11 protein-coding genes and 1 pseudogene are annotated in these 14,704 nt (G+C 37.6%); all 12 read left to right on the forward strand.

What is annotated here, in order from left to right:
* Positions 1–98: 98 nt before the first annotated feature.
* The 12 genes and pseudogenes from selA to CVT18_RS04575 all read left to right on the forward strand — a co-directional run bounded on the left by selA (position 99) and on the right by CVT18_RS04575 (position 14,703).
* Positions 99–1,424, forward strand: a complete 1,326-nt coding sequence (gene selA, locus CVT18_RS04520) for an L-seryl-tRNA(Sec) selenium transferase (RefSeq protein ID WP_107824280.1) — start codon at positions 99–101, stop codon at positions 1,422–1,424.
* Positions 1,421–3,241: a selenocysteine-specific translation elongation factor gene (gene selB, locus CVT18_RS04525; RefSeq protein ID WP_107824281.1), complete on the forward strand. Its 1,821-nt coding sequence runs from the start codon at positions 1,421–1,423 to the stop codon at positions 3,239–3,241. The genes selA and selB overlap by 4 nt, the downstream gene beginning before the upstream one ends.
* A gap of 53 nt (positions 3,242–3,294) precedes the next feature.
* Positions 3,295–4,035 carry a thioredoxin domain-containing protein gene (locus tag CVT18_RS04530; protein WP_107686256.1) on the forward strand — a complete coding sequence of 247 codons (741 nt, stop codon included), beginning with the start codon at positions 3,295–3,297 and terminating at the stop codon, positions 4,033–4,035.
* A gap of 302 nt (positions 4,036–4,337) precedes the next feature.
* Complete coding sequence (locus tag CVT18_RS04535) at positions 4,338–4,544, forward strand: twin-arginine translocation signal domain-containing protein (protein ID WP_009294906.1); 207 nt, start codon at positions 4,338–4,340, stop codon at positions 4,542–4,544.
* A gap of 77 nt (positions 4,545–4,621) precedes the next feature.
* A pseudogene (locus CVT18_RS10770) lies at positions 4,622–4,816 on the forward strand (hypothetical protein); the annotation flags it as partial.
* A gap of 60 nt (positions 4,817–4,876) precedes the next feature.
* On the forward strand, positions 4,877–7,531 hold the full coding sequence (locus tag CVT18_RS04545; RefSeq protein ID WP_234410290.1) for a formate dehydrogenase subunit alpha: 2,655 nt from the start codon (positions 4,877–4,879) through the stop codon (positions 7,529–7,531).
* An 11-nt stretch (positions 7,532–7,542) separates the two neighbouring features.
* On the forward strand, positions 7,543–8,103 hold the full coding sequence (gene fdh3B, locus CVT18_RS04550) for a formate dehydrogenase FDH3 subunit beta (RefSeq protein ID WP_103629194.1): 561 nt from the start codon (positions 7,543–7,545) through the stop codon (positions 8,101–8,103).
* Positions 8,104–8,372: 269 nt separating this feature from the next.
* On the forward strand, positions 8,373–10,313 hold the full coding sequence (locus tag CVT18_RS04555; protein ID WP_107824283.1) for an FTR1 family iron permease: 1,941 nt from the start codon (positions 8,373–8,375) through the stop codon (positions 10,311–10,313).
* A gap of 20 nt (positions 10,314–10,333) precedes the next feature.
* Positions 10,334–10,855: an iron transporter gene (locus tag CVT18_RS04560; RefSeq protein WP_103629192.1), complete on the forward strand. Its 522-nt coding sequence runs from the start codon at positions 10,334–10,336 to the stop codon at positions 10,853–10,855.
* 50 nt (positions 10,856–10,905) lie between these two features.
* A complete protein-coding gene (locus tag CVT18_RS04565; protein WP_103629191.1) occupies positions 10,906–12,285 on the forward strand; it encodes a Fe-S-containing protein in 1,380 nt (459 codons plus the stop codon).
* Positions 12,282–13,574, forward strand: coding sequence for an ABC transporter permease (locus CVT18_RS04570; RefSeq protein ID WP_103629190.1), 1,293 nt, complete (start codon positions 12,282–12,284; stop codon positions 13,572–13,574). The genes CVT18_RS04565 and CVT18_RS04570 overlap by 4 nt, the downstream gene beginning before the upstream one ends.
* On the forward strand, positions 13,561–14,703 hold the full coding sequence (locus CVT18_RS04575) for an ABC transporter permease (protein ID WP_103629189.1): 1,143 nt from the start codon (positions 13,561–13,563) through the stop codon (positions 14,701–14,703). Before CVT18_RS04570 ends, CVT18_RS04575 begins: the two co-directional genes overlap by 14 nt.
* Position 14,704: the final 1 nt, after the last annotated feature.

The raw sequence follows: 14,704 nt of genomic DNA on the forward strand, positions 1-14,704 counted from the left end.
CTGAATTTTATATGTTCCTTTTTGCTCTAAGGTTTAATTTATAATATTTTTTATGTTAAAATCACGGCTTGGTAAAACTAACTTACTAGGAGCACGAATTGAGCGATTTAAGAGATATCCCACAAGTTGATAAGATCATAAAAAACGAAGCATTTTCAGGATTTGATATAAATTTAGTCACATTGCTTGCAAGGCAAATTTTAAATGAAGTTAGGGCTAAAATTTTAAATGAAAATGCAAATTTTGCGTTGCAAGAAATAATAGATTTAATCCTAAACGAATATCATAAATTTAATGAATCAAGCCTTCAAAGAGTGCTAAATTTAACCGGTGTGACCATTCACACAAACCTCGCTAGAAGCGTCATAGATAAAGAAATTTTAAGCCGTGCAACTCCGGTAATCACAGGGTATTCAAACCTTGAATACAACCTAAAAACAGGCAGCCGTGGCAACAGATACGACTATATCGGTGAGATGATCGCAAGAGCTTTTGGTTTTGAAGACGCCATCGTCGTAAATAATAACGCAAGCGCTGTATTTTTAGTGCTAAACACCTTTGCAAAGGGCAGGGAGGTCGTCGTTAGCAGAGGTGAGCTAGTTGAGATCGGCGGTAGTTTTAGAGTGCCTGAAGTGATGGCAAATGCGGGTTGCTTTTTGAAAGAAGTTGGCACGACAAACAAAACTAAGCTAAAAGACTACGAAGAGGCAATTAGTGAAAATACGGCGATGCTTGTAAAGGTTCATCGCTCAAATTTTGACATCGTGGGCTTTAGTGAAGAGGTTACAGCAAATGAACTAAGTAAATTGGCATGCGAGCAAAATTTGATAGATTATTTTGATCTTGGCAGTGGATTTTATGGAAATTTGCCGTTTAACTTAGACAAAAATGAGCCAGATCTAAAAAATTTAAAAGATGTTTCGCTAGTTAGCTTTAGCGGTGATAAACTGCTTGGTGCGGTGCAGTGCGGCATCATTGTTGGCAAAAAAGAGCTCATCGCAAAACTTAGAAAAAATCAGCTTTTAAGAATGCTTCGCGTAGATAAAGTGATCATCTCGCTTTTGATTGAGAGCATGAAAGCTTATTTAAATAAAGAATTTGAGCTAATCACAACACAAAAACTACTTTACAAAAGCGTAAAAGAGCTTGAAAACTTAGCGAATTTTATAAATAAAAATTTAAAAACCCCGCTTGAGATACTTCGTACACAAACCTTTGTAGGAGGTGGTGCGATGCCAAATAAAAAAATTCCAAGTATGGCTTTGGCAGTTAGTGGAGATGCAGTTTTAAATGAGCAGAAATTTAGGCAAAAAAAGGTGATCGGCCGTATAGAAAATGATAAATTTTTGCTTGATTTAAGAACACTTTTGGATGAAGATGTAAATGAACTAATAAAAATAATAAATGAAACGGAAGAAAAATGAGTTTAATAATAGGAACAGCAGGACATATCGACCACGGCAAAACCGCACTTATAAAGGAGCTAAACGGCTTTGAGGGGGACAATCTCGAAGAGGAGAAAAAGCGTGGCATAACGATCGATCTAAGCTTTTCAAATTTAAGTAAAAATGATGAGAATATCGCGTTTATCGACGTGCCAGGGCATGAAAATCTCATAAAAACGATGATAAGTGGTGCATATGGCTTTGACGCGTGTTTATTTGTGGTGGCGGCAAATGACGGACTTATGCCTCAAAGCTTGGAGCACCTTGAAATTTTAAATCTTCTTGGTGTGAAGTCTTTGATCGTGGCACTTACTAAGTGTGACCTCGTAGATGAAGTGACTATAAATTTAAGAAAAAAAGAGATAAGAGATGAAATTTCTAAATTTAAAAACCTGCAAATTTTAGAAATTTTTGCCGTTAGTATAAAGGATAAGGCAAGTATAGATGAGCTTAGAAACTACCTCTTTACGCTAAGAGCTAAAAAACGCGATGAGGAGGGCGTTTTTAGATACTACATCGATAGGGTTTTTAGCCTAAAAGGTATCGGAAATGTTGTAACTGGCACCGTTATAGAGGGAAGCGTTAGTAAAAATGAGAAGCTTTTTAACTATGACGCTGGCAAAGAGGTGCTAGTAAGAAGTGTGCAAAGCCATGATAAATTCGTAGATAGCGCAGGAGTTAGCAGCCGTGTGGCGCTAAATCTAACTGGCATTGAGCTTAATGAGCTAAAAAAGGGGCAGTTGCTTAGTAAAAAAGGCTATTTTAGGGGATTTAGAGAGGTTGATGCGGTCGTAACTGCTAAGAGTCTCATCCACTCGCAAAGCGTAACCTTTTGCGTAGGAGCTAAAAATGTGCCTGCAAAGGTGCTAATCCTTAGCCAAAAAGATGATAGCTACTTTGTTACCTTTAAATTTCAAAGCGATATGTTTTTGAAATTTGACGAGGCATTTGTTCTCATATCAGACGCTCGTGTGATAGGTGGCGGCAGAGTGCTAAATCCTGTGCTTGAGCCACTAAAAAAGGCTGGTAAAATTCTCTTCTTGGCTGCACTTTTAAAGCATGATTTTGTTGGAGCCTTTTCTATCTTAAAAGAGGCTCACAAAAATGGCTTTGGCATCATCTCTTCTTATCAAAGGTTTGGACTAAGTCACGAAGAGGCCGTAAATGTGGCCAAAAAAGTCTCAAACGTCTTTGTTGATGAAAAGGCTTTAAATATCTACGATCTAAGCGCGGTTGAGCGGATAAAGTCTGTGGTTAAATTTATGATAGAGAAAAATGAATTTGCCGTTTTCTCAGCTCAAAGTATAAGCTTAAAGCTTGCTTGGGCTAGTCAAAATTTGGCTCAAAAAGCACTTGATGAGCTTGAAAGTATAAACTTAATCTCTAAAAATGATGGCGTCTATACAAAAAAAGGCGTTGATATAAGCAAACTAAAAGTAAGGCTTGAAGAGAAAATTTATGAAATTTTAGAAAGCGGAAAGCTAGCTCCAACGGCACCTTATAATATATATGATGAGCTGGAAATAGATAGGCTAAGTGGCGATAATGCCCTTAAAAAACTAACTGCAATGGGCAGAGTTGTAAGGCTGGAGCATAACCTTTTCATCACTAGAAATTCGCTAAAAATGGCACTTGATAAGCTAAGAGAGATCATCAAAAATCAAGGCTTTGTAAATGTCACAAACGCCAAGGATGCACTAAATTTAAGCAGAAAATATGTAATCGCTTATCTTGAGCAACTTGACCTTGAGAGTGACATAATGAAGCAAGGAAATGATAGAGTCTTTCGTGGTTAGTATTTATTTACAAAAAGCAAATATAATCCGCCAAATTTTTAAAAAGGAAAAAAATGAAAAAAGTGGTTTTGGCCTCAATATTAGCGGCAACTAGCCTAATGGCAGCTAGCAATAAGCAAATAGAAGATTTTTACTCAGAAGTTTTTAAAAATCAAAATATCGATGGTGTTAATGTAAAAGTCGTAGAACGCACTAAAATTTTAGATGATATAGAAAAAGTAAGCTTAAAATTTAGCAAAGGAGATATGTCTCAAGAAGATGTGACTTTTGTTAAGGGCGATCTTATGTTTCCTGATGTTGTAAATTTAAAGGAGCAAAAGTCTTATTTGGCTGAAGAAAAAAAGGTAATCGCAGAAAAAGCAGCACTTGATTTAGTAAAATCACTAGCTAAAATTTATAAAAATGAAGACAAAGCAAATGTTATAACTCTTGGCAATGATAGCAAAAAGCCAACTCTTATTATGTTTTCAGATCCTGAATGCCCATATTGTAGAGCCGAGCTAGCAAAGATCGAAACGACATTAAAAGACAATAACGTTGAAATCATCCTAACTCCAGTGCATGAACTATCATCTTTGCAAAAAAGTGCTTTGATCTATAAAGATATAAAAAATGCAAAAAGTGATAGCGATAAGGTTAAAATTTTAAGAAAGTATTTTTCTGAAGATTATAACGTAGATGAAAAAAATGTTAGTAAAGAAGAGAGCGACAAGATCGATACTCTACGAAAAAAATATTTCTCGGCTGGCGTTAGATCAGTGCCATTTATAATAAATAAAAGTGATCTAAAATAATCTTTTCTAGGGAGCTCTCCCTAGAATTTATACTTTAAATTAGCCTTTCTCTCAAAATTCATAAAAGTTAAAATATTAAATATATTTTCTTATATTTTTAACAATAACTTAACATATTTAATTAAAGCTTTATATTTACTTTGATTATCTTGCAATTATGCTAAATTTGCAGAGTTTAAATCTAGGCTATAAAAAGCCCTGAAATAGGCCTTGCAATATTTTAGAATTTCTAAAGTTGCAAATTGTGAAGACCAATCAAACCAAATTCTCAAATTTTTAAGTTTGAGAGCTAAGGAGAAAAAATGCAAGGATCAAGAAGAGATTTTCTCAAAAAATCTCTAAAAGTCGGTGCTGCCGGCGGAGTACTCGCAGTCTCAGCCGTAGCAAAAGTGACTAGTGACGACTTAGCTCCTGATGACAATGGTGTCGTCGTTGGCAAGTCAAACAAAAAAGAGGTGCTTTATAAAAAAAGCAAGAACTGGGAAACCTACTATAAAATCGCTTACTAAGGGAGAAAACCATGAGTGATGCACGTATAGGAAGACGTTCATTTTTAAAGCTAGCCGCACTTGGTGCTGGAAGCACAATGGCTTTTGGAGAAAATGAAACGATAAGAAAAGCAAGTGATGAGGAGATAAAAAATCCTTTCCCTGGCTCAAAAAAGGTTAGAACGATTTGTTCTATTTGCTCAGCAGGCTGTGGTATCGAGGCTGAGGTAAAAGATGGTGTTTGGGTTCGTCAAGATATGGCGATGCATCATCCGATATCTCAGGGCTCACACTGCTCAAAAGGTATCGACCAGATCGATCTTACACACAGCAAACAACGCATCAAATATCCTATGAAAAAAGTTGATGGTAAATGGCAAAGAATTTCATGGGATCAAGCTGTAAACGAGATCGGCGATAAGATGCTTCAGATCCGTAAAGAAGATGGCCCTGATAGTGTTGTTTTCTTAGGATCGGCTAAATTTAACAACGAACAGTCTTACTACTTTAGAAAATTTTGTGCATTTTGGGGTACAAACAGTAACGATCACGTAGCAAGAATTTGACATAGCGCAACAGTCGCCGGTGTGGCGAATACCTGGGGTTATGGCGCGATGACAAACCACTTTGGAGATATGGCTGCGAACTCAAAATGTATATTTATCATAGGAGCAAACCCAGCTGTGGCAAACCCAGTTGGTGGCATGAAGCACACTTTACAAGCAAAAGATAGAAACAATGCAAAAATAATTGTAGCTGATCCAAATTTTACAAAGACAGCTGCACATGCTGATCTTTATTTGAGACAAAGATCAGGAACTGATATTGCGCTTGTTTATGGTCTTATTCATATCATTCTTAAAAATGGTTGGGAAGATAAAGAATTTATAGAAAATAGAACTTACGGTATTGATGAGATAAGAAAAGAGGCTGAGCACTGGACACCAGAGGTTACATCTGATGTTACTGGAGTACCAGTTGATAAGCTACTAAAAGCTGCAGACATTCTAGCTCACACAAAACCAGGTACTGTTGTTTGGGCACTTGGCATCACTCAACACTCAGTTGGTACATCAAATACAAGAATTTTACCTATCCTTCAACTAATTCTAGGAAATATGGGTAAAGCAGGTGGTGGCTGTAATATCATTCGTGGCCACGACAATGTTCAAGGCTCAACTGATATGTGTAACCTTTCAGATAGCTTGCCAATGTATTATGGCTTAACTGATGCAACATGGAAATATTACTGCAAAGGCTGGGGCGTTGATTATGACGAATTTATTAAACGCTTTGCGGTCTCAACAAAAGAGCCAAAACAAGGCGGCACTCCTGTTAAAAACACAGTCTTTGAAGAGTATTATTACCACGATCCTAAACATCCAGAAGATAGAAACTGGAGAAACGAAAAAGGCTGGTCACTTTCAAAATGGTGGCAAGGCGTCTTGAAAGAGGAGAATACATTTAGTAGTGGTGCATTAAGAGTTCTTTGGGTTCAAGGAACTGGTCTAACATCTATGGCGCACTTAGCTAAAATCCAAGAAGCAGCTTCAAAACTAGATATGATCGTTGTAGCTGAGCCATTTGTAAATGAAATTTCTATCCTTTCAGACAGAAAAGATGGTGTTTATATCTTGCCAGTAGCGACTGCATTTGAAAATGAAGGTCACTTAAGTGCTACAAACCGCTCAGGACAATGGAGAACAAAAGTTGTTGATCCACTTTATGAGAGCAAGGGCGATCACGAAGTGATGTTCCTATTTGCTAAGAAATTTGGCTTTTACGATGAATACGTAAAAGGCATGAAAATGGGTATCGTAGATCATGAAATAAAACAAGTAAAAGATGATTTTGTATGGCCTGATGATGCGACAAATGAGATAGCTAGAATTGGAAATTCTATAGGTTATGGTGGTAGAACAGCCGAGATGTTTAGACGCCATCAAGCAAACTGGGATAAATTTGATCCAGATACGCTAATAGGTATTGGTGGTGAAGTCAAAGGCGAGTACTACGGTAAACCATGGCCGGCATGGGATGAAAAACACCCTGGAACACCAATACTATATGATATGAGCAAGCCTTATGTTGAGGGTGGTTCAGGCTTTAGAAATCGCTTTGGACTAGAACATAATGGCGTTAGTCAGCTAGCTAGCGAAGAGACAACACTTGTTGGCTCAGCTATAAAAGGTGGCTATCCACAAATCACAAAAGAGAATATAGAAAAAGTCTTAGGTATAACTCTAACTGAAGAAGAGAAAGCTAAGATGGGACCAAGCTGGAGTATGGATTATAGTGGTATTATCTTTGAAAAATGCCGTGAAAAAGGTGTTGTACCTTATGGTAATGCAAGGGCAAGAGCTATCGTTTGGGAATTCCTCGATCCTATTCCAAAACATAGAGAGCCTGTTCACTCACCACGCTGGGATCTTGTTCAAAAGTATCCGACATTTGATGATCAAGCTAGAAATTTCCGTGTTTCTACTAAGTTTAAGTCAGAGCAACAAGCAAAAGATTGGTCGAAAGAATTCCCTATCGTATTTAGTACGCAACGCGTCGTAAACCTAAGTGGTGCTGGTATGATCGAAAGAACTAGTAAATATCTATCAGCTATTACGCCAGAAATGTTTGCTAATGTTAATCCAGAGCTAGCTTTAAAATACGGCATAAAAGACCGCGATATGATGTGGATCCACAGCCCACAAGGCACAAAGATCAAAGTAAGATGCTATCACAGCCAGATGGTAACTCCAGATAGAATTTGTATGCCATACAACTTCGCTGGCATTATGCAAGGCGTTGATCTTTCAGCTCGCTATCCAGAGGGCACTAAGCCTTATGTTATCGGTGAGAGCTTTAACACAGTTACTAACTACGGATTTGACCCAGTTACTCAAATTTCAGAGTTTAACGCAGGTCTTTGCCGCATAGAAAAAGCTGAAGAGAACACCTTTAAAACATCGTTTTATCACGAGTATGGCGAGAGAGACGCCTTAGGTAAAGAGTAAGGAGAGATAAGATGGCAAGAATGAAATTTTTTGTAGATACTAATAGATGTATCAGCTGCTTTGGTTGTCAAGTCGCTTGCTCTTCTGCTCACGAGCTTCCAGTAGGAATTTATAGAAGAAAGGTTATCACACTTCACGATGGTATCGAGGGCAAAGAGGTTTCAACCACTATCGCGTGTCAGCACTGCACCGATGCACCTTGCGAGCAAGTTTGTCCGGTTGATTGCTTCTACATTAGAGCTGATGGCATCGTGCTTCACGATAAAAACAAGTGCATAGGCTGTGGATACTGCTTATATGCTTGTCCATTTGGTGCGCCACAGTTTCCTAAAGATGGGGCATTTGGCGTAAAAGGCGTAATGGATAAATGTACTATGTGCGCAGGCGGTCCAGAGCCAACTAACTCACATGAGGAGAGAGAGCTTTACGGTCAAAACAGAATGGCTGAGGGCAAAGTGCCTATGTGTGCGGCTATCTGTTCTACAAACGCGCTTTTAGTTGGCGACGCTGCTGAGGTTTCAAATGTATATCGTAAACGCGTTATGCTAAGAAACACTGGGCTAAATGCCTAACAAGAAGGAGAGCATTTGCTCTCCTTTAAATTCTAAATTTTAAACTTAAAAACCTTTTCATTATTTTATAAAGCTACTATTTTTTATTCAAAAGATAAATTTTAAATTTACATTAGAAAATTTCTAAAACTATTTAAAATTGGCTATTTGAAGACAAATTTCTCTTTATTATCTCAATTTGCTCTATTTTATGATAATCGTTTTTATTTTAATCAAAGTAAAGCCTTGGTAATATTCACTTCAAAAAAATCTCACAGGTGGTTTATTTAATGAATAAATTCTTAAAATTTATACTAATTATGTTGTTGCCTATTTGGCTCGTGGCAAAAAATGACGACTATGAGCAGGTCGCAGCTCAGATAAAAGAGTCGCTACAAAAAGTAATAACAGAGTATAGAGCTGGCAATGTTGAACAAGCAGTCAGTGATACTCAAAATGCTTATTTTGGCTTATTTGAAGATGTCGAAGCTGGCATCAGAATAAATTTAGGTCAGAAAAAAGCTTACTCAATGGAGAAGCAGTTTGGCGAGATCAGAAAGGCGATAAAAGCAGGTGAAGCGCCTGATGATGTTCAAAAAAGAATTGACCAGATAAATAGCGAGATCGCTGAAGTTCTACCGGTTATTTTAAAAGGACATAGGCTAGTTGGTGAGTATTCAGACAGCCCAGCTCAAGCTGCTGCAACTGACTATGATACTTCTAAATTTATCCCTGAGTGGAAGGTAGCATTTACAAATTTATCAGCCGATCTAGATAAAGCAATAGCAAGCTATGAGAGTGATAAGCAAGATGATGCTAAAAGTGCTATCCAAGATGCTAAATTTACAGACTACAGAAATACTCAACTTGAAATCGCTATTCGCCAGCATATAGAAAATGGTAAAAGCATAGATTCTGATATCCAAAGAAAGATGGGCGAAGCGATCAGCGGCATCACAAATGGTATAAGCAAAGATGATTTTAAAACTAAGCTAGATGAGATCAAAAAGCTAGCATATGAGGCAATCTCAAAACTACCAGCTGATACTGCAAAACTTGCAAAAGTTGATATGAGCGATGTAGAAGCAGCTTCTGAAGAAGATAGTGGTGTAAATTATACCAAAGTCGTTCAAAACATAAACGACAAAATTCAAGCTGCTATCACACTTTATAAAAATGGTGATGCAAAAAAAGCCATGGGCGATATCCAAGACATCTACTTTGATGAGTTTGAAGGTAGCGGCATGGAGAATAAAGTAGGCGCAATAGATGTAAATTTAAAAACAGCTATCGAAGCTACATTTGGCAACCTCGTAGCCCTTATGAAATCAGGCGCAGATGAAAAAACACTTGAAGAGAGTGCAAGCAAAATGTCATCTCAGCTAGCAGCCGCACTTGAGAAAACTAATGGTTCAAGCTCACCTTGGACGCTATTTATCTGGGCGCTAACTATCATCTTAAGAGAGGGCTTTGAAGCTCTTATCATCGTTGCAGCCGTCGTTGCATACCTTGTAAAAACTGGCAATGCAAAAGCTATGGGTAAGGTCGTATATAGTTCAGTTGGCGTGGCTGTCATCTTAAGCTTTGTTATGGCGTGGATCATGAACGTCATCTTTGGCGAGGCAGCAGGTCAAAAAAGAGAGCTTATGGAAGGCATCACAATGCTTGTTGCAGTGGGACTTCTATTTTATGTTGGTTTCTGGCTTCTTTCAAATGCTGGCGCTAAAAAATGGAACGACTACATCAAATCACATGTATCTGAGTCTATCTCAAGTGGCTCAAGTACAGCGCTTTGGTGGACTGTATTTTTAGCCGTATTTAGAGAGGGCGCTGAGACAGTGCTATTTTATCAAGCACTTATCTTTGACGCAAAAGACTCAGCTGGCTACTCAATGATCGCAGCTGGCTTTGTCGTAGGTCTTATCGTTCTTTTGATAGTCTATTTCTTATTTAAAATTTTTGCTGTTAAAATTCCTATTAAACCATTTTTTATATTTACATCAGCGATCATCTTTTACATGTCGATCGTCTTTGTTGGCAAAGGCGTTGGTGAGTTAGTTGAGGGTAAAATTTTCATCCCAACTATCATAAAAGGACTTAGCTTCCCTGACTGGATGAGAGACTGGCTAGGACTTATGCCATATTATGAGAGCTTAGTACCTCAGATCATTATGGTGCTTGCCCTAATTATAGGCATAGTTATCATGAAATCAAAACAAAATAAAAATTAATCTTATTTAAAGGAGAGAATATGAATAAAATTCTTAGTTCAGCTCTAGCACTTAGCCTAGTAGCTGGTTTTGCACTTGCTGGAGAGCACCCAATTGGCGAGCCTGTAGAGGCTAATGGCATGGAGATAGCTGCAGTTTATTTGCAACCAATCGACATGGAACCAAAGGGTATTGACCTAGCTCCAAGCCTAGCTGATTTTCACCTAGAAGCTGACATACACGCTATTGCTGGTAATAAAAACGGCTTTGGCGAAGGTGAGTGGATCCCATACCTAAAGATTAACTACGAGCTAAAAAACCTTGATAACGGCAAAGTTAAAAAAGGTACCTTTATGCCAATGGTTGCAAGCGATGGCCCACACTACGGTGCTAACGTAAAAATGGATACAGGCGTAGGCAACTATGAGCTTAAATTCCACATTGATAATCCAGAAAAACAAGGTTTTGGTCGCCACGCTGACAAAGAGAGCGGTGTTGGTAAATGGTTTGAGCCTTTCACAACAACTTATAAATTTCAATGGACAGGTGGTCCTGTTAAATAATCACCAGGGGCGTTCTCGCCCCTTTTAAAAAATTCTCACAGGGTTTAGTTATGTCAATTTATTTCTATCAGGTCTTTTTAGCCCTCCTTGGATTTACGCTTTTTGCTGCCTTAAATAACAAGGATAAAAGTTTAAAAACACTCTTTTTACCGTCACTTTTTGGAGTCGTAGCTGGCATATTTATTTTTAAAGTCGTTCGTCACGCACTTGTAGATGATCAGTTTAAAATTTTCATCGATTTAGTGACGCTAGTTTTTCTACTAATTAGCATTTTATGGATATTTCTTGAGCTTAAGATAGCAAAAATTGTAACGTTTTTTATTTTAGGCATCGGCTTTGGCTTTGGCTATAGTTCAAGCAGTGTGTTATTCCCGCTATTTGGTGGTGAGCTACTAGATACGCTTTCGGTCATTAGCTTCTTTCTAATGATATTTGCAATGATTTTGCTCGTATTTTTATTCTTTTTTATTTCGAATTTAAAATCTAGCATTTCTCCATTAATAGCTAAAATTTTAGCTATTATCACTTTAGTTTTCTTACTAATAGATAGAAGTTCTCAGACAGCGCTTGAGCTTTTACGTGCTGGGGCTTTAAAAATAAGTAGTGAGTTAAACTCTCAGATTCTATCTGTTAGTGCAAAAGGTATTTACGTATCAGAATTTGGTACTTATTTTTATATCTTTGTGATCTTACTTTTATGCATCACCGCACTTTTCTTTATGCCAAAAAGTATTGATAAAAATAAATTTGGTTCTATCAAATACCGCTTTACAAAAGCCATTAGAGAAAATATTTCTGATAATGCAAAATTTGCATTTTGTAGTATTTTGATAGCACTTGGATTTTCGCTCTATTATGATCTTTACGCATCTCGTCCACCTGAAATTTCAGAGCCAGTCTTGGTTGAGCCAGTGGGAGATAAATTTATATTTGATGTTGATATGCTAAAAGATAATGAACTTCACAGATTTGCTTATATAACAGACGAGGGCAAACAGATAAGATTTTTCTTATTAAACCGCTTTAGCGACCGTGTATCACCTGTTATCGTCTTTGATTCATGCATGATATGTGGCGATATGGGCTATATAAAAAGAGGAAATGACCTTATTTGTATCTCTTGTAATGTTAGAATTTTCTTGCCATCAGTTGGCAAAGAGGGTGGTTGCAATCCGATACCAATGCCATTTATCTTTGATGGCAAAAATATCATAGTTGATTATAAAACTATTACAGATGGAGCAAATTTCTTTAGTAAGGTTGTCGAAAAGATGGTGCTTGACCCAGTTAGTCGCAAAAAAGTGAGCAATCTTGAGTCAAGATCATATTTATACTACGGACGCACATATTTCTTTGAAAATAACGAAACTCAGGCGAAATTTGAAGCAAATCCAGAAAAATATGTAGAAATAAATGGAACGTTAAAATGAAAAATATGCAACTAAGAATGATAAAAAGCTCGATCACGGGCTCAAAGGTGCAAAAGACGATGGCATTTATCACCATACTACTAGCTGCTCTTTTGATAGCTTGCATGCTAAATATCACGCTAAAAATCGGTGATCAAGTAGCAACTGAGCTTAGAGGATATGGCTCAAATATCGTTGTTTTGCCACGAGGTGAGAGCCTAAGCATCGAGATCGAGGGTAAAAATTTCACCCCACTAAAATCACAAAATTTACTTCCAGAGGCTGATATCTATAAGATAAAAGAGATCTTTTGGAGAAACAATATCGTTGCTTTTGCGCCGTTTTTAGAGGCAAAAGTTAAAGATGAAAAAGGAATTGAATTTGCCTTTGAAGGAACCTATTTTGATAAAAATATCGGTCTAAAAGATGAGCCAGAATTTAGTACAGGCGTTAAGAGTTTGTATGGATTTTGGGGCGTTGAGGGTGTTTGGCCAAAAGATGAAAGTATGGATGAAATTTTAGTTGGCGAAGAACTTTCTAAGGCTAAAAATTTAAAGGTTGGCGACAAGCTTAGTCTTGTGGGCAAAAATGGTACAAGAGAGGTTAAAATAGTTGGAATTTTAAAAGGAGCTAGTGACGAGACACATAAGCTAGTTGGCTCACTAAAGCTTGCTGGAGATCTTTCTGGGCATGCAAACTCATACACAAAGGCTGAAGTATCAGCTATGACAATCCCAGAAAATGACCTATCGCTAAAAGCAAGAAGAAATTTAGACAACCTTGATAGTGCAGAGTACGACAAATGGTATTGCTCGGCTTACGCAGGCTCGATCGCATTTCAGATAGAAGAAAATTTACCAAACGTTAGCGCAAAGGCAAGCCTTCAAGTAAGTGATGCTGAGAGTAACATAGTAAAGAAAATCCAAAGCCTAATGGGCATTGTTAGCATTATCGCTCTTGTGGTTTCAGCCATTGGCATAACATCGCTAATGACAAGTGAAATTTACCGTCGTAAAAAAGAGATCGGTCTTTTAAAAGCCATAGGCGCAAGTAACTTTGAAATTTACACCCTTTTTGCGAGCGAGAGCCTTGTGGTTGCCTTTTTTGCAGGTATCACTGGAGCATTTTTAGGATACGCGCTAAGCTACGTGATGTCTTACATTATCTTCTCACACGGCATAGGCATAGCTTGGATCGTGCTACCAATTAGCGTGGCATTTGCCCTACTTATCTCAGTTGTTGGCTCGCTAATGCCAATGAGAAACGTCATAAATTTACTACCTGCGGAGGTGCTATATGACCGCAAATAGCAAATTCTTTTACAATACAATTTATAAAAGTTTAAAAAATGGCTCATCAAGAGTAATGGTCATCGTGATCTCTATCTTGCTTGGAGCATGCGTGTGTGCAGCGTTTGTTAATGTCTATCTTGACATTGACTCTAAAGTCTCACGCGAGCTAAAAACTTATGGCGCAAATATGATCTTTGCTCCAAAAGATATGACCTCAAGCGATGATATGAGTGAAAAAACTTACAATGAAATGATCGCTAAGGTACCAAAAGATAAGCTTCTTGGTGAGAGCGGTTATCTCTTTGCTCAGGCAAATATCGGTCCAACAAACGCTATCGTCATGGGAACAAAATTTAGCAATCTAAAAAAAGTTAAACCATTTTTAGATGTTAGAGATGGAACGATGATAAATGTCGATTTTGACGATAAAAACGTGCTAATAGGCGTCGATCTAGCTCGTCAGGCTGGCTTTAAAGCAGGCGATGATATAGAAATTCGTGCCATTGGCTCAAATGAGAGCATAAATGTAAAGATAAAAGGTGTAGTTGCAAGTGGTGACAAAGAGGATGCGCTTTTGATCACGTCACTATCTTTGGCTCAAAAAATTTCAAATAAAGCTGGCAAAATAAACTATGCTGAAGCTGTTGTGCTTGGTAACTTTGATGAGATAACATCGCTTGCAAAGACTATAAGCAATGAAGAAATAGCTGCAAAACCAGTGGCAAAGGTCTCAAAGTCTGAGGGCTACATCTTAGAGAAGATCAAGCTTTTAATGGCACTTGTTAGCCTTGTTATTTTGCTCATTACTTCAATGTGCGTAAACACAACGCTTAGTGCTATCTTGCTCTCTCGCTCAAAGGAGATCGCACTTCTAAGAGCCATAGGTGCAAGCAAAAAAGATGTACTAAAGCTATTTGGCTTTGAGACATTTGTGACAGCACTCATCTCAGCATTAGTTGGTGCATTTTTAGGATATTTACTAGCTCAAATTTTAGGTTATGCGATATTTGATTCTAGTATTGATTTTAGAATTTTAAGCATCCCAGTAGCTGTGATAATATCGCTTTTATTTGCAGCGATCGCAGCATTTTATCCGATCAAACGGGCACTTAATAATAAAATGGCAGATACATTAAGAGGAGAATGAT

It is taken from the genome of Campylobacter concisus (assembly GCF_003048405.1).
Lineage (GTDB): Bacteria > Campylobacterota > Campylobacteria > Campylobacterales > Campylobacteraceae > Campylobacter_A > Campylobacter_A concisus_Q.